Source organism: Sphingobium salicis subsp. salicis, assembly GCF_049472635.1.
Classification (GTDB): domain Bacteria; phylum Pseudomonadota; class Alphaproteobacteria; order Sphingomonadales; family Sphingomonadaceae; genus Sphingobium; species Sphingobium yanoikuyae_A.
Window position 1 is genome coordinate 4,993,322 of record NZ_JAYRCS010000001.1, and the last position, 19,759, is coordinate 5,013,080.

General features: G+C 66.2%; 15 protein-coding genes. 7 read left to right on the top strand and 8 right to left on the bottom strand.

Features of this window, described 5'->3' with window-relative positions:
- Positions 1 to 30 precede the first annotated feature (30 nt).
- From VHN57_RS24155 to VHN57_RS24185, 7 genes are all read right to left on the bottom strand, one after another.
- A complete protein-coding gene (locus VHN57_RS24155; RefSeq protein ID WP_423285906.1) occupies positions 31 to 891 on the bottom strand; it encodes a class I SAM-dependent methyltransferase in 861 nt (286 codons plus the stop codon).
- Positions 892 to 959: 68 nt separating this feature from the next.
- Positions 960 to 2,159, bottom strand: coding sequence for a CaiB/BaiF CoA transferase family protein (locus VHN57_RS24160; RefSeq protein WP_278988391.1), 1,200 nt, complete (start codon positions 2,157 to 2,159; stop codon positions 960 to 962).
- Positions 2,156 to 3,268, bottom strand: coding sequence for a CaiB/BaiF CoA transferase family protein (locus VHN57_RS24165; RefSeq protein WP_278988390.1), 1,113 nt, complete (start codon positions 3,266 to 3,268; stop codon positions 2,156 to 2,158). The genes VHN57_RS24160 and VHN57_RS24165 overlap by 4 nt, the downstream gene beginning before the upstream one ends.
- Positions 3,265 to 5,352, bottom strand: coding sequence for a hydantoinase/oxoprolinase family protein (locus VHN57_RS24170; RefSeq protein ID WP_423285909.1), 2,088 nt, complete (start codon positions 5,350 to 5,352; stop codon positions 3,265 to 3,267). The genes VHN57_RS24165 and VHN57_RS24170 overlap by 4 nt, the downstream gene beginning before the upstream one ends.
- Positions 5,349 to 7,154 carry a hydantoinase B/oxoprolinase family protein gene (locus tag VHN57_RS24175; protein ID WP_423285911.1) on the bottom strand — a complete coding sequence of 602 codons (1,806 nt, stop codon included), beginning with the start codon at positions 7,152 to 7,154 and terminating at the stop codon, positions 5,349 to 5,351. Before VHN57_RS24175 ends, VHN57_RS24170 begins: the two co-directional genes overlap by 4 nt.
- Before the next feature lie 9 nt (positions 7,155 to 7,163).
- Positions 7,164 to 8,573 (bottom strand): aromatic ring-hydroxylating oxygenase subunit alpha, encoded by a 1,410-nt coding sequence (locus VHN57_RS24180; protein WP_278988286.1) that lies wholly within the window; start codon positions 8,571 to 8,573, stop codon positions 7,164 to 7,166.
- Entirely contained in the window at positions 8,570 to 9,862 is a 1,293-nt protein-coding gene (locus VHN57_RS24185) for an amidohydrolase family protein (RefSeq protein WP_278988288.1), read from the bottom strand. The genes VHN57_RS24180 and VHN57_RS24185 overlap by 4 nt, the downstream gene beginning before the upstream one ends.
- Positions 9,863 to 10,041: 179 nt before the next feature.
- Here VHN57_RS24185 and VHN57_RS24190 point away from each other — a divergent pair, with 179 nt between their 5' ends.
- The 3 genes from VHN57_RS24190 to VHN57_RS24200 are packed head-to-tail and all read left to right on the top strand — an operon-like array spanning position 10,042 to position 12,481.
- Positions 10,042 to 10,359, top strand: a complete 318-nt coding sequence (locus tag VHN57_RS24190; RefSeq protein WP_278988290.1) for a 2Fe-2S iron-sulfur cluster-binding protein — start codon at positions 10,042 to 10,044, stop codon at positions 10,357 to 10,359.
- Positions 10,356 to 11,636, top strand: a complete 1,281-nt coding sequence (locus VHN57_RS24195) for a cytochrome P450 (RefSeq protein ID WP_423285914.1) — start codon at positions 10,356 to 10,358, stop codon at positions 11,634 to 11,636. The genes VHN57_RS24190 and VHN57_RS24195 overlap by 4 nt, the downstream gene beginning before the upstream one ends.
- Before the next feature lie 5 nt (positions 11,637 to 11,641).
- Complete coding sequence (locus VHN57_RS24200; RefSeq protein WP_278988600.1) at positions 11,642 to 12,481, top strand: SDR family NAD(P)-dependent oxidoreductase; 840 nt, start codon at positions 11,642 to 11,644, stop codon at positions 12,479 to 12,481.
- On the opposite strand, the gene VHN57_RS24205 is transcribed toward VHN57_RS24200, so the two are convergent.
- Positions 12,463 to 13,668: a TetR/AcrR family transcriptional regulator gene (locus VHN57_RS24205; RefSeq protein WP_423285917.1), complete on the bottom strand. Its 1,206-nt coding sequence runs from the start codon at positions 13,666 to 13,668 to the stop codon at positions 12,463 to 12,465. The genes VHN57_RS24200 and VHN57_RS24205 overlap by 19 nt on opposite strands.
- A gap of 226 nt (positions 13,669 to 13,894) precedes the next feature.
- Between VHN57_RS24205 and VHN57_RS24210 the strand changes: the two genes are divergently transcribed.
- From VHN57_RS24210 to VHN57_RS24225, 4 genes are all read left to right on the top strand, one after another.
- Positions 13,895 to 16,174, top strand: a complete 2,280-nt coding sequence (locus VHN57_RS24210; protein WP_423285919.1) for a TonB-dependent receptor — start codon at positions 13,895 to 13,897, stop codon at positions 16,172 to 16,174.
- Positions 16,175 to 16,197: 23 nt separating this feature from the next.
- The gene (locus VHN57_RS24215) at positions 16,198 to 17,289 is read left to right on the top strand and encodes a tyrosine-protein phosphatase (protein ID WP_278987108.1); all 1,092 of its coding nucleotides are present in this window, start codon (positions 16,198 to 16,200) and stop codon (positions 17,287 to 17,289) included.
- A 120-nt stretch (positions 17,290 to 17,409) separates the two neighbouring features.
- Entirely contained in the window at positions 17,410 to 18,822 is a 1,413-nt protein-coding gene (gene astD / locus VHN57_RS24220; RefSeq protein ID WP_278987107.1) for a succinylglutamate-semialdehyde dehydrogenase, read from the top strand.
- Between the two features lie 100 nt (positions 18,823 to 18,922).
- Complete coding sequence (locus tag VHN57_RS24225; RefSeq protein ID WP_278987105.1) at positions 18,923 to 19,735, top strand: class I mannose-6-phosphate isomerase; 813 nt, start codon at positions 18,923 to 18,925, stop codon at positions 19,733 to 19,735.
- Positions 19,736 to 19,759 lie beyond the last annotated feature (24 nt).

Sequence of the window (19,759 nt, forward strand, 5' to 3'; positions counted from 1 at the left end):
CGCGCCTATATCCCGGCCGGTGCGGCTACTCTAGCCCGGATTGGTGGCGGTGACGATCCAGGCGGCACCGTCGATCAGGATCGCGGTCTCGCCCGGCCGCGCGGCGAAGGCGCTGCGCACGGCCTGGGCTGCGCGATCCCGCACATCGGCAGGCTGATCGGCGAGCGCGCGGGAGAGCGGGCCGACCTCGAACGCCATGGCGAGGGCATCGTCCAGCGCTGCCTCGCGATCGGCGCCCTGGCCGAAGGGGATCACGCCATCGATCGGGGCAAGGTCGATTGCGGCAAAGCCGGCGTCGCTCAGGATGCGCGTTACCCGTACCGGATCGCCAAAGGAGAAGGGGCCGGGTGCTTCGGGATCGGGCGGCGCCAGCGGCGGCACGATGTCGCGGATCGCGCCCATCGGCAGGCGCACCCAGTCATTGTCTGCCGCCGCCCGCCAGCAGACGAAGGCGATCCGGCCACCCGGACGAAGCCACCGACGCATATGCGCGAAACTGGCCACGGGATCGTCGAAGAACATCACGCCAAAGCGCGAGAAGAGCAGATTGAATCCGTGAGTGGTCAATGTCGCGCTGCCGGCATCGGCCAGCGCGTAGCGGATCGGCAGGTCGGCGGGTTGCTGCGATTGGGCGAGCGCGATCAGCGGCCCGGAAATGTCGAGGCCCAGCACCTCGCCGGTCGCGCCGACCTGGCGGGCAAGCGCGATGCTGCTGGTGCCCGCGCCGCATCCGACATCCAGCACGCGCTCGCCCGGCCGGGCGGCGGCAGCTGCCATCGCCGCATCGCCAAAGGGTGCGAGCATCGCGTCGAGCCGCTGGCGATGCGTGACCCAGCGCTCCCCGCTCGATCCGTTCCAGTCCGACACCTGATAGACATTGGGCTGCGCCATCTTCTTTCCTTTTTGCGAACCATTCGCAAAAATCTAATGGCTGCGGATCAACTTGCAAGAGCGGCTGATTACCAAATGATGCGACGGGCGATCAGGTCGTCAATTTCGCTGTCACTCAACCCCAATATCTCGCCATAGACCAGATGGTTATGCTCGCCGAGCAAGGGTGCGCCACGGGTGATGCTGGCCTCATCCGGTGTCATGCGCCAGCCCGGCCCGATGATCGGTCGCGGCTCGCCCTTGGCGTCGCTGACCATGCGATAGGCGCCCAGTGCCCAGAGCGCCTCGCTCCCGATCAGGTCAAGCGAGGACTGGCTGCGAAAGGCCGGCACACCGGCCAGAAGCAGTGCCTGCGCCATCGCCTCGGCATCCCATTCCGGACTGCGTTGGGCGATCGTCGCGTCGAGCGCGTCCCGGTTGGCGATGCGGGCGGCCGCATCGGCGAAGCGGGGATCGGCGGCCAGCGCCTGCGCGTCGATGGTGGCACAGAAAGCGCGCCATTCCCGGTCATCGGCGATGGCGAGGCTGATCCATTGCCCGTTAGCGCAAGGATAGCAGCCATGGGGCGCCATGTCGGCATGGGTGTTGCCGGTCGCCTGCGGCAACTCGCCGGTCAGGCCATAGGCGAACAGGCTGTCACCGACCATCATCGACAGCGTCTCGACCGCAGACAGGTCGATAAACTGTCCCTCGCCGCTCGTCTCGCGATGATGGAGCGCGGCGACAATCGCCAGCGCGGCGGCGATGCCGACGGTGGAGTCGCCATAGCGGATATTCATCCCCGCCGGTGTCTCGCCCACATGGCCGACGAGTGCATTGAGCCCGCCCAGCGCCGCGAAACAGGGGGCATAGCCGGTCTGGTAACCGAGCGGCCCGTCGCTGCCATACATTTTGATCGACAGCTGGATGATGTCGGCGCGGATCGCACGGACATCCTCATAGCCCAGGCCCGATCGCTCCATCGCGCCGGGCCGCAGATTGTCGATCAGCACGTCGGACGCGGCGATCATCGCGCGCAGATGGGCCATGCCCTCATCCGACTTCATGTCGAGCTGGACGCTCAGCACCTCCTGGTTGATGCTGCGGAAATAGGGCGCGCTGTCGATATCGACCCCGCCATAGGCGCGCATCTCGTCCAGATTGGCGCGGCTTTCGACCTTGATGACCTCCGCGCCGAGGAAGGCGAGCAGCTTGCCGGCATAGGGACCGGCCCAGACCTTGGCGATCTCCAGCACGCGGATGCCGGCGAGCGGACCGCCCCGGCTCATGCCAGCATCGCCTGATCGGCGCCCGCCGAGGGGGCCGGACTGTGCAGCTGCACCGGCGAGGCGCTCATGCGATAGGGTACGGTCGGGTGCAGCGCGCCGCCCAACGGCTGGAAGAAGCCGCGATGCCGATATTGAACATGGTCGATCAGGTCGGCGGCGCTGTTGACCTGGACCAGCGGCACGCCCGCTTGCTGCGCCGCCTGCGCCACCGCATCCTTGGCCTGGGTCGCGATCCAGCCGCGGAAATGGCCGCGGAAATCGGCGACCCGATCGCGCGTGCAATGATATTCCAGCCAGTCCTCCGGGAACGCACCGGCCCAGTCGGGATCGCCCATCAGCGCACACAGCCCGCGCCAGTGCGCGCGCGTCGTCATCAGCAGATAGACATGGCCATCGGCGCAGGCGAAGGCCGCACCGGGACCGCCCATATCATAGCGGGTCCGCTCCGGTCCCGGCTCTGCATCCCCGGCCAGCATCCGCCCCAGCACGCAGTCGGCGCGCGACAGCTGGACGGCGACCTCGCTGATGTCGATTGCCTGTCCCATGCCGGTCCGCCGCTTGCGCAGCAGCGACGCGGCAGTGCAGAGCGCGGCCTCCAGCCCCGCCTCATAATCGCTCATGAAGCGGCCGGCCCCCATCAACGGCGGCCGGTCAAGCACGCTCTCGCTGGGCGTGTGCCAGGCCCAGCCGCCGGCATTCATCACGTTGATCGGGCGGGCAATCTGCCAATGGGGCGGGGCGTCCTGGCCAAAGGGCGTGATCGCGCAATGGACGATATCGGGCTGGCTGCCGAGCGCCAGTCCGTGCTGCGTCGCCCAGTCCGGCCCATGATCGTCGATCAGCGCATCGGCGCGCGCCAGCAGCCGGTCGAGCAGGGCGCGGTCCTGCTGCGCATCCAGATCGAGCAGCACCGACTTCTTGTTGCTGTTGAGATAGCGGAACAGCGTACTCTGTCCTTCATGAAACGGCCCCATGGCGCGGGTCGGGGCGCCGCCGGGCGCTTCGACCTTGATCACTTCCGCACCGAAATCGGCGAACAGGCGGGCGGCAAATTCGCCCGCCACCCGCTCCGCCGTCTCCACGATCACCAGCCCGGCCAGCGCCGTCACGACTGGCGCACCAACAGATAGTCGCCGACATCATCGACCCGCGCCTGCCAGCCGGGATAGACGGCGATGGTGGTGAACACCTCCTCGATGATCGCCGGGCCGGTGACGCGGGCGCCGGGGATCAGGTCCGGCCCCTTGTGGATCGCGACATCGGCAAAGCCATCGCCCAGATTGGCGCGGCGATGGCCATGGGGCGCCGGCTCCACGACCGGCGCGGTAAAGCCGCCACCGGCGGGCGGCATCGGCGTCTCGGCCTGGGCAGTCAGGCGCACGCCGGTAATTTCCGGCACCTCGCCCTCGCGGACATGGCCATATTCGGCCAGATGCCGCGCGTTGAAGGCAGCGATGGCGCGGGCCGACAGCGTCTCGTCGACAAAGCCCAGATCATCCAGCCCCCGGCCTTCATGCAGGTCGAAGGTCAGCGCCCAATTCTGCCCGGCATAGCGCATCGCCACCCGCCAGCGCGCCTGCACTGCATCGGCGGCAAAGCCGGATTCGGCAAATTGCGCGGCGGCATCGGCGGCCAGGTCGGCCCACAGGCCGCGCAGCCGGTCGAGATCCAGCGCATCGGCGCGGGCACTGCACGATCGCTCCTCGTCGATCGCCGGATGGGCGACCAGCGTGCCGAGCGCCGAGAAAGTGGGGGAGGCGCGGGGCACCAGCACTTGGTCGATCCCCAGATCCTGCGCCTGGATCGCGGCGAAGGCCGGGCCATTGCCGCCATAGGCCAGCATCACCATGTCGGCCGGGTCCATGCCCTTGGCCGCCGTCGTGCGCCGCACCGCCTGGGTCATATTGGCGTTGACTAGCCGCCAGCAATCGAACGCCGCCTGCTGCGCATCATAGCCCAGCTCCGCGCCCAATGCCGCGAAGGCCTCCGCCACGCTCTCGTCGCGCAGGCGGAAGCTGCCGCCGGCAAAGCCTTCGCCGGTGGAGAGGATGCCCAGCATCAGCAGCGCGTCGGTCACGGTCGGCCGCAACCCGCCCCGGCCATAGCAGATCGGTCCCGGCGCCGCGCCGGCGGAGGCGGGGCCGACCTTCAGTTCCCCCTTGTCGACATGGCAGATCGATCCGCCACCCGCGCCCAGCGTTTCCACCTGCACCATCGGCACGCCGACCAGATAGCGGTGATGCATGTTCCATCCCGCCTCTGCCGGGGCAGCGCCGTCCCGCACCACCGACATGTCATAGCTGGTGCCGCCCATGTCGACGCACAGCAGGTTGCGATAGCCCTTGGCGCCGCCGGTCCGCGCCGATGCGATGACGCCGCCGGCCGGGCCGGAGGCGAGCAGGCGGATCGGCGCGGCTTCGATATAGGCGCGGGTCATGACGCCGCCGGACGCCTGCATCACCATCAGCTGCCGGGCATAGCCGGCCTGCGCCAGACGACTGACCAGCCGTTCGAGATAGGCGTTCACGCGCGGCGCGACATAGGCGTTCACCACCGTCGTGCTGATCCGGTCATATTCGGGCGCGCGTGACAGGATGCGGTGGCCGAGCGAGACGGGGATGCCGGGCATCTCCTCCGCCACGATCTGCGCTACCCGATCCTCATGATCGCCATTCACATGGGCGAAGATCAGGCCGATCGCGACGGATTCGACCCCCTGCTTGCGCAGCCTGGCACAGGCCTCGCGCACCGCCTCTTCGTCCAGTGCCTCATGCACGCTGCCATCGGCCAGCACCCGTTCGGGCACGGTCAGCCGGCGGCGGCGCGGTACGATCGGAATCGGCGGTTCCAGCCGAACGTCCCAGATACTTTCCTTGTAGCCGCGCCGATATTCCATCTCGTCGCGGAAACCCTGGGTGGTGATGAGGCCGGTGACGGCACCGTCCATCTCGATCAATATATTGTCGGCAACCGTGGTGCCGTGGACGATCGCCTCACAGCGGGCGAGGAAGGCGCCCAACGACAGCCCCTCCTTGCCGGCCAGCGTCTCCAGCCCCTCCATCACGCCGATCGAGCGATCCTGTGGGGTGCTCAGATTCTTGTGCAGGATGACTTGGTCATCTTTTGCCCCGGCCTTCAATAGCGCGAAGTCGGTGAAGGTGCCGCCAATGTCGATGCCGACGCGATAGCTCATGCCGCGATCCGCTCCCCGCGCAATGCTGCCGTGGCGGCATGGTCCACCGCCAGGCTATAATCCTCCAGGCAGCCGGTCAGCACCACGCCATAAAGGTCGCGGGCGGCGGCGATGCTCACCAGTTCGTCCAGCACATCCTCGCACACCGCCTGTGGATCGCGGCGCAGCGCTGGGCCGAAGCCCGCGCCGCCGCCATGCTGATAGGCGATGACAGCCCCCGCCGGCAGCTGCGCCCGCGCCGTCAGCTCGACCCGATATTCATCGGGTGTCCCGACCTGAAAATGATTGAGATAGGGGGTGCCGTCGGCACCACCGGCGAGGCCACTGATCGGATGATCGTGGCTGACCATCCAGGCCATCGCCATTGCCGGTTCCAACATCCGTTTCACATTGCGGCTGCCCGGCATGCCACGCCACTGGCCCGCGCCGCCGCTGTCGGTCACCAGTTCGCGGCTGATGTTGATGACGGGGAAGCGCGCCTCGCCATCCTCCGCCTGCGACAACAGCAAATTGCCGAGCGAGACCGGGCAGCTGCCCCAGCCGTCGATGCCCTGCACGGCGGATACGTCCATCGACCGGCAATCGACGCCCTGGTCCATCCACATCTGGCCCGCCGCGTCGAAGCCGATCACCGCATTGGGCATGCCGATCCTGTAGACCTGGGGCGCGGACCGGTCCGGCGCGACCTGCGACAAGGCAACGCACACCGCCTCGGTAATCTCGCAGGCGGGGTGGAAGGAGCCGAGCGCCGCCGGGCGGTTGGGCGCGGGGTGGGCGATGCAGCCTTCGGGCAGGATGATCTCGACCGCGTTGAACAGCCCTTCATTCTTGACGATGTCGGGGTCGATGCTGGCGGCGATCTGGGTCATGATATAGCCGCGCGAATTGGCGAAGGTGTTCCACACCCCGACCAGATCCTGGCGATCGTCGGTGCCGCTGAGGTCGACGGTCAGCTGGTCGCCGGCCACGGTGCAGCCGACCTGGACGCGGATATCCTTGCTCCCCATCGTGTCATGATCGATATGGACGGTCGCGTCATAGCGGCCGTCGCGCCAGGCGGAGACGGTGGCGCGCATCTGCCGTTCCGACTGGTCGATCGCATGATTGACCGCCGCCCGCACCGCGTCGGCACCCCATTTGTCGAGGATCGCGCGGATCGACAGGGTCGCCTTCTCGACCGCGCCGATCATCGCGGCGAGATCGCCGGCGAAGCTGGGGAAGCGGTTATTGCGTTCGAGCAGGTGGATGGCGTCGCGCCGTTTTTCGCCGCGATGGACCAGCTTCAGGCAGGGGATGGCCAGGCCTTCGGTGAAAATGTCGGTGGCGTCGAGGGTGAAGCCGCCCGGATCCTTGCCGCCGGTATCGCCCTGATGCGCCTGCAACGCCTGCACCAGCACCAGTTCGCCGGCCGCATCATAGACCGGCGCATAGACATTATAGTCGGGCAGGTGGCCGCCGCCATAATCGGGATCATTGCCGACGAACACGTCGCCCGGTCCCCAGTCATAATCCTGCTGCTGCATCAGGCCATAGCGGACCGTGAGTTGCGACACGAAGGTCAGGTGCGGCGTGCCGATCGACCCCATGGCCAGCCGGCCATGGGCGTCGACGATCGCCGCGTTGCGCTCGTTCGACTGGTTGATGATCGGCGAGGAGGCAGCGCGGCCGAGATGGGTCGTCGCCTCATAGCAGACGGTTTCCAGCGCGCCGCGAATGATGCTGGCGGTGACCGGATCGATCACCGTCGTGGTCGGCAGGGGCGGGCGCTTGGCGGCCAGTTGCGCGTTGAGGGCAAAGGACATGGGCCTGCCTCAGCGGCCAGGCCGCAGCGGCGGCATGGCGACATAGCGGTCGACCGCCTGCTCGAAATGGCGGATGCGGATTTCCTGATAATTGCCCAGCGTCAGGCCGCGCTTGGCGCTCGCCTCTATCCCTTCCTGTTGCAGGAACAGATTGTCGGTATCCTGATCGAGGATCCTGCCGAAACCGGCATCCATGCCCGGCGCCTCGCAGAAGCTTTGTTCGTCCGTCAGCAGGATCGGCTCGGCCGGTTCGGGGCGGGCGCCGCCGTCCGGCACCGGGCGCAGGAAGAACACCTCATAGATGCAGCGGCGATGATCCTTGGGGTCCGGGCGGAAGCGATAGACCATCGGCAGCGACACGCCGGGGAAGAGATAGGTGTTGGGGAAGAGGGTGTAGGAGAAGCAGTCGAGCATCTCGCTGTCGGATGTAGCGCTCAGGTCGCTGCCGGTGGCCGCGCCGAACATGGTGCGGAACAGGTCGGCCATCGCCTGGCGCGCGGTGCCGTCGCCTACTTGCGGGCGATCCTCGCTCAGCACGGACGCGTCGCCGACGGTGAACTGGTCGAGAATATCCTGCTCGGAAAAGCGCCCCTCCAGATGCGGCGAGGCGACGCCCAGGCAGGAGATGAAGCGGTTCACATGATCGCCATAGACATCATATTGGCTGTTCGCGTCGGCATTGGACGGGGCGACCTGCGGATGGGTCTCGATCACATGATAGGCCTCCATGAAGGCCTCGATCGTCAGCTTCCAATTGGCCGGAAAGCTCTTCTGGACATGGAGGTGGATATAGCGATCCTCCAGCTTCCAGGCCTGTATATGGGCCAGCGCCTCGGCACCCAGATACGCCTCCAGGCTGGGCGCGTCGGGGTCCATGTTGATCCACACGAACCCGCCCAGCGTCTGCACGCGGACCTGCGGCAAGCTGTTGTTGGCCGGGTCGACATGGGGGAAGTCCCAGGGGCAGGTGATGCTCTTGCTGGACCCATCTACGTTCCAGCTCCAGCCATGGAAGCTGCATTTGAACTCGCTGGCACAGCCGGCCGACCCCGACGCGCGCAGCTTGGTGCCGCGATGCAGGCAGGCGTTGTAATAGGCGCGGATCTCGTCCGCCGCGACGCGGGTGATGATGAAACTGTGGCGGCCGATCTCATAGACCTGATAGTCGCCGACTTCCGGTATATGCTCCTCGCGGCAGGCGAATTGCCAGCTGCGCGTCCACAGGCTTTCCATCTCGCGCCGGGCAAAATCGGGGTCGATATAGCGGGCGGTCGACACGTCCTCGCTGCCCAGAAACGCGTAGGATTCGCTGCGCACCCAGCCGGGCGCGGCGACCTTGTCGCGGGCGATGATGTCCTGCGTGCTGATCGCCGGGCAGCGGGCATCGCCCGCCGGCATCGGGCCGCTTTCCATGTTCATGCAACTCTCCGTTGGGCGGGCGTGGCACAGTCGATTAGGCCGGGCGCGATGCGGTGGATCGCGCCATCCTTCATCACCATGGCCAGCCGGTTCTTGTCTTCGAGGATGGTGACATCGGCCAGTGGATCGCCGTCCACCAGCAGCATGTCGGCCAGCGCGCCGGGCACCAAAGTGCCCAGATCGCCCTGGTCGCGCATCGCCTGCCCGCCATTGCGGGTGGCGCAGGCCAGCGCGCCGGCGGCGTCATAGCCATAATAGTCGATCATTAGCCGGATATCGCGGGCGTTGGTGCCCTGCGGGTTCCAGGCCAGGCCATAATCGCCGCCGATCAGGTGGCGGATGCCGCGCTTGCGCAATTCGGTGTGAGTCTCGACCGATGCCTCGATCAGTGCGGAGATGCCCATCGCGTCGCAGGCGGCGCGGCTGATCCAGGGTTCACCATGATGGATCATCGCATGAAACAGCCCGATCGAGGGCGCGATGACGATTCGGTCCTTCGCCGCCTCCAGCATGTCGAGCAATTCGCTGTCGGCATATTCGACATGGAACAGGCCATCGACCCCGGCGCGGACGCAATATTTGCTGCCCTCTATTGATCGGCTATGCGCATTGACCTTGCGACCGAAGGCATGGGCGGTGTCGACCGCCATCTGCACTTCCTCGAACGCCATCGGCGTCACATGGGCCGGGCTGCCGGGATAGAAGGGATCGCCCGAGACATCGAGCTTGATATTGTCGCAGCCCTCGCGGATCGCCAGCCGCACAGCGCGGCGCATCTCCTCCGGCCCGTCGACGACGCAGGAAATGCCGATGCGCGGATTGTGCAGCTTGCTCTCATCGCCCATGCCGCCGGTGACGGTGATCTCGGTCGATCCGGCGCGGATGCGGGGGCCGGGAATATGGCCGGCATCGACCGCGTCGCGCACCGCGACGTCCAGTTTGAGCTTCGCGGCCGATGCGCCATAGCAGCTGGTGAACCCCTGATCGATCAGGCGCCGGGCCATGCGTGCGGTGATGAGTGTATGCGCTTCGGGCGAAGGCGCGATCAGATCCTCGGTCGAGGCGGCGTCGCCGAAGGAGATATGGGCATGGCCTTCGGTGAGGCCCGGCATCAGCGTCTTGCCGCTGCCGTCGATGACCTGATCGGCCGGCGCGCGGCCGGCACTGGCATCCGGCCCGACCGCAAGGATGCGGTTGCCTTCAATCAGCAGGTCGCCGGCAAAGGCAGGGCTGTCGGTGGCGTCCCAGATGGTGGCGTTGGCGATGAGCGTCGTCGGCACGAATGGCATCCTCTTATGCTGTGAAGACTAGGCCGCGCCCTTTCCTGACCCAATGACTGCACGCGCACTTGGCGTGTCCTCTCGCCGCCGCGCGGCCTGCCGCACCAGTCAAGCGGCTGCGCGGCGCCATGCCTTTCCGCGTCCGGCACCATCGGCCATCCTGCCCCTTCATGAGGAGAAGGATGTCGATGGTGCGGGTCACCTTTGTGGATGTGCATGGCGTGGAGCAGGCGGTCGCCGGGGAGGGCGACCTGTCGCTGATGGAACTGGCCAAGGCGAACGGGATCGACGGCATTGCCGCCGACTGTGGTGGCGCCTGTTCCTGCGCGACCTGCCTGGTCCATGTCGATCCGGCCTGGGTCGATCGCACCGGCGCGCCCGACGATATCGAATATGCGATGCTCGACATGGTGTCCGACGTTGCCGGCGACACCAGCCGCCTCGCCTGTCAGATTCGCCTGACACCGGCGCTTGATGGCCTGCGCGTCGTGGTGGCGCAGCAATGACGCAAGACACCCTGGGGCCCGAAGCGCGCACCCTGCTCGACATGGCGTCGATGACCGACCCGATCATCTCGGCCCGGCCGCGTGCTTATTATGCGGCGATGCGGTCGCATGACCCGGTCCATTGGGACGAGAAGCTCGGCATGTATCTGGTGTCCCGCTATGAGGATATTGCCGCGATCCAGCAGGATCCGATCACCTATTCGGTGAACAAGGGCTATCACACGCAGCAGGCCAAGGGCTTCCAGCAGGAGTTCCAGCAGATATTGGAGCGAGACGGCGGCGGCTATTTCCCCGACGCGATCATGTCCGATCCGCCCTATCACACCCGCATCCGCAAGCTGATGGAAAAGGCGTTCAGCGCCCATCGGGTCAAGGAATTGGAGCCGCGGATCACCAAGGTCGTGATCGACCTGATCGACAGCGTCGCCGACCGGGGCGAGGCGGACGCAGTGCAGGATTTCGCCGTGCCGCTGACGGTGCGGATCATCTGCGAGCAGCTGGGTCTCGACTGGGCCATGAAGGACCGCATCGCGCGCTGGTCGATCGCGGTGACGGCGCAGATCGGCCGGATGCAGGATCGCGAGCAGATGCTGGGTCATGCGCGCGAGATTTGCGACCTGCAACAATATCTGATCGCCAAGATGCGCGAGCGCGAGGCCGATCCGCGCGAGGACATGATTTCCGATCTGGTCCATGCCCGCGATGCCGAAGGGCAGGCATTGACGTTCGCCGAAGCGGTGTCGCTGATCCGGGCGCTGCTCATCGCCGGCAATGAGACGACGGCGACGGCGCTCGGCAATCTCTTCTACATCCTTGCGACCCGGCCGGAGATTGCCACCTTGCTGCAAGCGTCGGTGGATGACGACCGGCTGATGAACCGTTTCGTCGAGGAATTGCTGCGGATCGAGCCGCCGGTGCGCGGCCTGTCGCGCATGACCACGCGCGAAGTGGAACTGGGCGGCAAGACGCTGCCCGCTGGCGCGCATCTGCTGCTCATGTATGCCTCGGCCAATGATCAGGAGGATGTGTTCCCCGATCCACGCCGCTTCGACCTCGACCGGCCCAATATCGGCCGGCACCTGTCCTTCGGCGGCGGGGGCCATCGCTGCATCGGCCTCGCGCTGGCGCGGATGGAGATCAAGGTCGCCGCGCGCGAGATCATCCGGCGGATCGGCGATATCGAACTGGCGATCGCGCCCGAGGAGATACGCTATCTGCCCACAGTCGCGACCCAGTCGATCGAGCGGCTGCCGATCCGCTTCACCCGGCGGGGTTGAGGCGCATGGCAGGGGAACTGGCGGGCAAGGTCGCCATCGTCACCGGCGGCGCGGGCGGCATCGGCCGGGCCACGGTGGAATTGTTCGTCGCCGAAGGGGCGAGGGTGCTGATCGCCGACCGCGATGGGACGGCCGGCACCGCGCTGGCGGCCGCGCTCGGGCCATCGGCGCTGTTCATGGCCGTCGATGTCGCCGACCGGGCGCAGGTGCAGGCGATGGTCGCGCGCGCGGTCGATGCCTTTGACGGGTTGCACATATTGTTCAACAATGCCGGGATCAGCTGCGCGCCCTTCCCGCATTTCCTGGATGACAGCCTGGCCGATTTCGACCGTGTGATGGCGGTCAATCTGCTGGGGGCGATGCTGGGAACGCAGGCGGCGGCCCGGCACATGAAGGATCATGGCGGCGGCGTCATCCTCAACAATGCCTCGATCGCCGGCCTGCTCGCCGGGCAGGCGATGATGAGCTATCGCGCGTCCAAGGCGGGACTGATCCAATTCTCCAAGTCGGTGGCGATCGACCTGGCGCAACATGGCATCCGCGTGAACTGCCTGGTGCCCGGCCATATCCGCACCAGCCTGTCCTCCTTCAGCGCGCAGGGGGCAGAGGCGGACCGGGCGGCGCGGGTCGATGCCGCGATCGACGCGGTCTACTTGTCCAACCAGCCCTTGAAGCGGCGCGGCGTGCCGGACGATGTGGCGCAGGCGGCGCTGTTCCTGGCCAGCGACCGCGCGCGGCAGATCACCGGCATCGCCATGCCGGTCGAGGGCGGGGTGGTTGCCGGCGATCCGGTCAACCATCTGGAGGATATATTGGCGGCGCGGGCTCAGGCGCTTTCCGACTGAGCCGCGTCCGCAGCGGTGCGCACCATCGTGCGCAGGTCCAGCATGGCCTGTGCGCCGGCTCTGGCGGCCTCGGCCGGCGTCAGGCCGAAACAGGTCTTGCGATGGCCCGATATGACGCCGGAAAAGAGCGCGGCTTCCAGCGGCGCGACATCCCGGCCCAGGATCGCGCGGAGCAGGCCGCCGCTGGTGCGGCCGCGCCGATAGCGCAACTGGGGCGCGAAATCGCGCAGGTCGCCGTTGCGCGCAGCGGCCAGCATCAGTTCGTCGATCGCCGGCAGGATGCGGTCGTTGCGGGGCGGGGGATTGGAATAGCGCGCAAGCAACTGCTCGTCGGTCAATGTCACTGCCTCCGGCACGGTGCCGCCGCCCGATTCCACCGCCTTGCGATAGATCATCTCGAACGCCGCGCGGACCAGCTCGGCGCTGGACCGGAAATTATAGGAGACGACGCCCAGCGTCAGGCCGGCCCGTGCGGCGACGGCGCGATGGGTCAGGGCCGCCATGCCCTCCTGCGCCAGCACATCGGCAGCCGCTTCGGCAATCTGTTCCATCGTGCCGCTGCTGATCGTCTGTTCGGGCAGGGCAAGATCGGCCTGTTCGCGGGCGAACTGACGCCAATGGCCGGCGCGCACCGGGCGACCGCACAGCCAGTCGCTCCAGCCGGCGCACATGTCGTCCAGCGCGGCGCGGTCGACCGGTCGGCGCCAGCGCATCAAATGCAGCGTGGCTTCACCGTCGAACAAATAGGCGGTGAAGGCGCCTCGGGCCGGATGGCCGCAGCGTGCGCAGACCTCTTCCCAGAAACTGCGCCACATGGTCGTCCAGCGTTGGGCGACCGGGCCATAGCGATCCTCCCGCGCAGCGATCAGCTGGCATTCGCGCCAGGCGAAGGCCAGCCGGCGCTGTTCCTCGCACCATTGGTCGATCAGGGCTGCGAGCAGGGGCGCGAAGGCGTCACGCGACAGGGGCGCAGCCCCCTCCAGTTCCGCCAGCCGCGCCGCGCACCAGCGTTCCGACTCGCGCTGGGCCTGCTCATGTGCGGAAAGAAACAACTGTTCCAGTGATCCGAAGTGATGATAGATTCCGGATACGGGGGTCTGGGCCAGGCGGCTGATCGCACGGGCCGATGTGCCGCTCGCGCCATCACGTTCCCATAGGTCGATAACCGCCTCGATAAGCCGCGCCATTGCGCCGATTTCCGATGTTTTTCCCGAATGTGCAGCCGTCGCCATAGCGTCCTTTATGCCATATCCCCCCGAACTGGCAAAGGCTGCGTCGGGGCGATATCCGTGTCTCGCCACTGTCATATTGCCGCTGATCCTGTCATCGAACTGAGATACATATGTAACTGCGGCTGCATACAGACGTTCTAACTGCCCCTCCGAATTCAACATCATTCGGGGGATACGCATCATGAAATGTTCGTCTGTCCTGCGCCGTCGCGCACTCATTCTGGCCGGCACCATGCTGATGGGGGCGGGGCTGATGGGGGCGGGCTTCGCGGCCCCGGCCCATGCGGAGGACGCGCCGCTTGACGAAGGAGATGCCGGCCTTGGTTCGATTGTCGTCACCGCGCAGAAGACCGAGACCAATCTGCAGAAGACGCCGATCGCCATTTCGGTGCTGGGCAGCGATGATCTCAAGGCGCGCAGCGTGGTGAGCCTGAAGGATCTGGGCGACGGCGCGGTGCCCTCGCTGCGCATCGCCCCCTTTGCGTCGCGCAATTCGGCGCTGACCGTCGGCATTCGCGGCATCGTGCCGTTCGACGCCAACCAGCCCAGCCGCGACGCGGGCGTCGGCATCTATATCGACGGCGTCTATCTCGGCCGCTCGCAGGGGCTGGGCACGGCTTTGTTCGACATCGAACGGATCGAGGTGCTGAAGGGGCCGCAGGGCACGTTGTTCGGCCGCAACTCGACCGGTGGCGCGCTCAGCATCGTCAGCAGGAAGCCGAGCGGCGAGTTTCACCTCAGCCAGACGATGGGCGTCATGAACTATGACGGCTATAAGGTCGAAACCCATCTCGACCTGCCCAGCTTCGCCAATTTCAGCGTCAAGCTGGACGCGCTCGTTACCAAGCGCGGCGGCACCACCGACAATCCGATGGCGGGCGAGGAGGATTATAACCAGCTCGACCAGCGCGGCATGCACGGCGCGATCCTGTGGGAGCCGAGCAGCCGCTTCTCCGCCCAGTATGATTTCGACACCTCCTATGACGCCAGCACGCCCTATTATTTCCAGATGCTGGGCAAGTCGGATCGTCTGCCGGTCGCGGACATGGTCGAGGTTCAGCCCGATCGCGCCAGGACCGCCGATATCGGCGTGCCGATCCAGAAGAGCATCGGCAAGACCCATGGCCATGCGCTGCATATGGACTGGCAGGTCGCCGATGGCATCAACCTGCGCTCCATCACCTCCTATCGTGAGCTGAGCCAGAGCCAATATGACAATGGCGGCGCGCATCAGGGCGCCTTTGCGCCCTATGCCAAGTTCGCGCGTTACAGTCTGGCGGGCCTCGACCAGAACCAGTTCAGTCAGGAAGTGCAGCTGGTCGGTTCGACCTCGCGCATCGATTTCGTCGCCGGCGCCTATTATTATCATGAAAAGGGCGAGGATTGGGCCTGGGCGCCCTACACCATGCAGTGGGGCGCTACCGCGGCCGATGCGCCGACCCGCCTGCCGACGCTGGAAGCCGGCCAGGTGACGCCCTATCCCGACCGTGCCAGCGACGCCAAGGCAGACAGCTTCGCCCTCTATGGCCAGGCGACCTGGACCCCGGCGATCCTGGACGATGCGCTGCACCTGACCGGCGGCGCGCGCTATACCCGCGACAAGAAGAGCGGCGACCTGTTCAAGGTCAATGGCGTCGACAAGGATTTCCGCTTCGACATTTCCAGCAGCCGGATCGACCCGACCGTCACGCTGGCGTTCGACGCGACCGACAATATCCATCTCTATGGCAAATGGGGGACGGCCTATCGCGCCGGCGGCGCCAATTCGCGCTCCGTTACCTATCGCGCCTATAAGCCCGAGGAGGTCGAAACCTCCGAAATCGGCTTCAAGGGCGAGTTCCTCGATCATCATGTCCGGCTGAACCTGGCCGCCTACAAGACGATCTACAAGAATCAGCAGATCGACTTCAACGCGGTGCTGTCCGAAGTGCCGGGCGGTCCGACCCGCACCACGATCGAGACCGTCAATGTCGATGGCCATGGCACGATCAAGGGCTTCGAGGCGGATCTGGTGGTGATGCCGGTCGAGGGGCTGACGCTGACCGCCGCCTATGCCTATACCAAGGGCGATCTGGCACAGGCGGCCAATCCCTTTGCCGGCAATGCGCTGCAAACCGTGTTCGTGGTCTATACGCCCAAGAACGCCTTCAGCGGCGCGATCGACTATAGCCTGCCGCTCGACTGGGCGACGCTGCGCGCCCATGTCGATGCCAATGGCGGCGATGGCTATCATTCCCAGTCCAGCGACGCGGCGCTGACCGACTCTTCCTTCCTGGTGAATGCCCGCCTGTCGCTCGCCGACATCACGCTCAAGGGCGACGCCAAGCTCCAGATTTCGGCCTGGTCACGCAACCTGTTCAACGAACAGCACACATTCTTCCAGACCGGCTCCTCGTCGCTGCAAATGGGCATTTTCAACGAACCGCGCACCTATGGCCTGGAAGCCACGGTGCGCTTCTAAAATAGAGGGAGAGAGAAAAGATCATGCGCAAGATGATGATCCGCGCCGCGCTGGCGGCGCTGCCCCTGACGATGCCGGCCGCAGCCTTCGCCGGCACCATCGCCGATCCGGTGGTGGAACGGGTGGCGCCCGACAAGCTGGCGATCCGCTGGAGCGATGCCGATCCGGTCGATCTGTTGCAGGCCGATCGCCCCGATGCCCCCATTGCCAGCGCCACGCTGGTGGCGGCCAGGGACAAGGACGGCGTGCAGGAGGTGCAGGTGGTGCCGGGCACGCGCCCCTATTTCCTGCTGCGAGACAGCAAGAGCGGCGCGGTGACCCGCGTGGCCGAGCGTGTGCTGGTGATGGAGCAATCCTCCAACTTCCGCGATCTGGGCGGCTATCCGGCGGCCGGCGGCAAGCATGTCCGTTGGGGCCAAATCTACCGTTCGGGTGGCCAGGCGATGCTGACCCCGGCCGACGTGGCGCAGGTGAAGGCGCTGGGCGTCGCCAATCTGATCGACCTGCGCTCGGACGAGGAGCGGCTGTTCGCGCCGACCAAGCTGGACGGCATCCCCTATAATGCGGTTGGCTATTCGATGGCCGCGATGATGAGCGGCATGAAGTTCGATCCCAAGAATATGGATATGGCCAAGCAGGCCGAAGCCTATGCCGGCACCTATCGCGGCATGGCGACCCAGTTGAAGCCGCAGCTGCGTATCGTCTTTGCCCGCCTGCTGTCGAAGGACGGGCCGCTGCTCTATAATTGCTCGGCCGGGCAGGACCGCACCGGCTTTGTCAGCGCGATGATCCTGTCGGCGCTGGGCGTGCCGCGCGACGTCATCTATCGCGACTATGTGCTGTCGACGCCGTCGCGCCGCCCGCAATATGAAGTGCCGCCGATGAGCGATGCCGTCGCGCAGAGCAGCCCGATCGCCGGCATGTTCGCACAGATGCAGAAGGGCGGAGCGATGGCCAAGGCCAATCCGCTGGTGCTGCCCGACGGCACGCCCTTCCTGACCTATGCCTTCGCCGAAATCGACAAGCGCTGGGGCTCGGTCGATGCCTATCTGGCTCAGGAAATCGGCCTGACGCCGGTGGACATTGCAGCGCTGCGCACCATCTATCTGGAATAAGCGCCGCTTATTCCGGATCGGCATGAAGGGCGCGGCGGGATTCATTATCCCGTCGCGCCCGCATGACGCTAGGAGGCTGGAAAAGGGTGCGCTATCCTTGTCCCGCTTTCTGGAGGCCATATGATTTTCCGTTCGATCGACCCGGCCAGCGACACGCTCCTGTGGGAAGGGGAGGCGGCCGATGCCGCGACCTGTGCAGCGGCCGTGACGCGCGCCCGCGCTGCCTTCCCGGCCTGGGCGGCACTGCCACAGGCCGAACGCGAGGATCATGTCCGGCGCTACAAGGCGCTGCTGTCGGACCGCAGCGATGCCTTTGCCAAGGCGATCGCGCGCGAGACCGGCAAGCCGCTATGGGAGGCGAAGACCGAAATCGCCTCGATGATCGGCAAGGTCGACATCTCGATCGCGGCGCAGGCCGAACGCGCCGGATCGCGCGAGCAGGCGACCCCGTTCGGCCGGGCGGTGCTGCGCCACAAGCCGCATGGCGTGATGGCGGTGCTCGGCCCCTATAATTTCCCCGGCCATCTGCCCAACGGCCATATCGTGCCGGCGCTGCTGGCGGGCGATGTCGTGCTGTTCAAGCCGTCGGAACTGACCCCGCTGGTGGGCGAGTTGATGGCGCAGGCATTTCGCGACGCGGGCCTGCCCGATGGCGTCTTCACCTTGTTGCAGGGGGGGCGGGACACCGGCGCGGCATTGATCGCGCAGGATATCGACGGCCTGTTGTTCACCGGATCGGCGGGCGCGGGCGCCCATTTCACCCGCGTGATGGCCGATCGGCCGGGCGTGATCCTGGCGCTGGAACTGGGCGGCAATAATCCGCTGGTCGCCTGGGACGGCGATGCGCAGGCGGTCGCCTCGATCATCGTCCAGTCGGCCTTCATCACCGCGGGCCAGCGCTGTTCCTGCGCGCGTCGGCTGATCCTGCCGCAGGGCGCGGCGGGCGACGCGATCCTAGACGCGACCGTGGCGCTGGCCCGGCGGCTGACGATCGGTGCCTGGGACAGCCAGCCTGAGCCTTATATGGGCGCGCTGATTTCCGCTGAGGCGGCGGCACATGCCAAAGCGCGCCATGCCGCGCTGCTGGCGCTGGGCGGGGTCGAGCTGTTGCCGCTCGAACAGCCTGCGGACCTCGGCGCGGCCTTCCTGACGCCGGGCATGATCGACATGACCGGGGTGGATGCCCCCGACGAGGAGATTTTCGCGCCGCTGTTGCAGGTGATCCGCGTCGCCGATTTCGACGCGGCGATCGCGGCGGCCAATGCGACCCACTACGGCCTAGCGGCCGGCCTCGTATCCGCCGACGATGCGCTGTGGGACCGGTTCCTGCTGGAAAGCCGCGCCGGCGTCGTCAACCGCAACCGGCCGACCACCGGCGCCAGCGGCGCGATGCCGTTCGGCGGCCTGGGTGCGTCGGGCAACCACCGCCCCAGCGCCTATTATGCCGCCGATTACTGCGCCTATCCTGTCGCCAGTTTCGAGGCGGCACAGGTGCTGGACCTGACCGCCGATATCAAGGGGCTGGCAGGCTGATACATGCGTCTGGTCGAGAATTACTAGTTGACGCAAGACAATATCGGCTTGGCACGGATGATGACATGACAGCGATTGCCATTCTGCTATGGCTTTGGATATGTCGTCCTATCGCCTGATTCCGAGCGCCGTCGAAAAGCCTTGGGGACGCAGGGATTTGCCTGCGCGCTTTGGGTTGAATGCCGATCGCCGCGTGGGCGAGATCTGGTTCACGGCGGACCCCGATATGCCTCAGCCGCTGCTCGTCAAATATCTCTTCACGAGCGAGAAATTGTCGGTCCAGGTCCATCCTGACGATGCCCAGGCGCAGGCCATGGGGCTGGCTGGCGGCAAGTCGGAATGCTGGTATGTGCTGGCAACCGAAGGGGACGCTCGGCTGGGCATCGGCCTGACCCGGACGGTCGATGCCGATGCGCTGAAGGCTGCCGCACTGGATGGATCGATTGAGGAATTGATCGACTGGAAGCCGGTAAAGCCGGGCGATTTCTATTATATTCCGGCAGGTACGATCCACGCCATCGGCGGCGGCATCACCCTCGTCGAGGTGCAGCAGAATAACGACGTGACCTATCGCCTTTTTGATTATGGGCGCCCCCGCGAACTGCATCTGGATGCCGGCATGGCTGTTAGTGAGCCCGTACCCTATGACCGGCTGGCACAGCATGTGACCAACGACAGCGCCGCTATGCTGGTGGAGGAAACCGGCGCCCCCTTCACGCTCGAAAATCTGGTGCATGAGGCTGGCGAACGGGTTCTGCAGGATCAGGGGCCGTTCTGGTTCATCCCGTTGCAGGGGAGTGGGCTGATCGACGGTCAGCCCTGGATGGCAGGCGAGTGCTGGCTGATCGAAGATCAGGCGGACATCGCGGTCGAACACCGGTTGCACGCCCTGCTGGCGCGACCCGTCGCCTGAACGGCGCACCCATTCCACAATCTG

Bases quoted from the DNA above. Each gene is read 5' to 3' on its own strand.
- VHN57_RS24155 (WP_423285906.1), bottom strand. From the start codon at position 891: ATGGCGCAGCCCAATGTCTATCAGGTGTCGGACTGGAACGGATCGAGC.
- VHN57_RS24160 (WP_278988391.1), bottom strand. From the start codon at position 2,159: ATGAGCCGGGGCGGTCCGCTCGCCGGCATCCGCGTGCTGGAGATCGCC.
- VHN57_RS24170 (WP_423285909.1), bottom strand. From the start codon at position 5,352: ATGAGCTATCGCGTCGGCATCGACATTGGCGGCACCTTCACCGACTTC.
- VHN57_RS24175 (WP_423285911.1), bottom strand. From the start codon at position 7,154: ATGTCCTTTGCCCTCAACGCGCAACTGGCCGCCAAGCGCCCGCCCCTG.
- VHN57_RS24180 (WP_278988286.1), bottom strand. From the start codon at position 8,573: ATGAACATGGAAAGCGGCCCGATGCCGGCGGGCGATGCCCGCTGCCCG.
- VHN57_RS24185 (WP_278988288.1), bottom strand. From the start codon at position 9,862: ATGCCATTCGTGCCGACGACGCTCATCGCCAACGCCACCATCTGGGAC.
- VHN57_RS24190 (WP_278988290.1), top strand. From the start codon at position 10,042: ATGGTGCGGGTCACCTTTGTGGATGTGCATGGCGTGGAGCAGGCGGTC.
- VHN57_RS24195 (WP_423285914.1), top strand. From the start codon at position 10,356: ATGACGCAAGACACCCTGGGGCCCGAAGCGCGCACCCTGCTCGACATG.
- VHN57_RS24200 (WP_278988600.1), top strand. From the start codon at position 11,642: ATGGCAGGGGAACTGGCGGGCAAGGTCGCCATCGTCACCGGCGGCGCG.
- VHN57_RS24205 (WP_423285917.1), bottom strand. From the start codon at position 13,668: ATGGCGCGGCTTATCGAGGCGGTTATCGACCTATGGGAACGTGATGGC.
- VHN57_RS24210 (WP_423285919.1), top strand. From the start codon at position 13,895: ATGAAATGTTCGTCTGTCCTGCGCCGTCGCGCACTCATTCTGGCCGGC.
- VHN57_RS24215 (WP_278987108.1), top strand. From the start codon at position 16,198: ATGCGCAAGATGATGATCCGCGCCGCGCTGGCGGCGCTGCCCCTGACG.
- astD (WP_278987107.1), top strand. From the start codon at position 17,410: ATGATTTTCCGTTCGATCGACCCGGCCAGCGACACGCTCCTGTGGGAA.
- VHN57_RS24225 (WP_278987105.1), top strand. From the start codon at position 18,923: ATGTCGTCCTATCGCCTGATTCCGAGCGCCGTCGAAAAGCCTTGGGGA.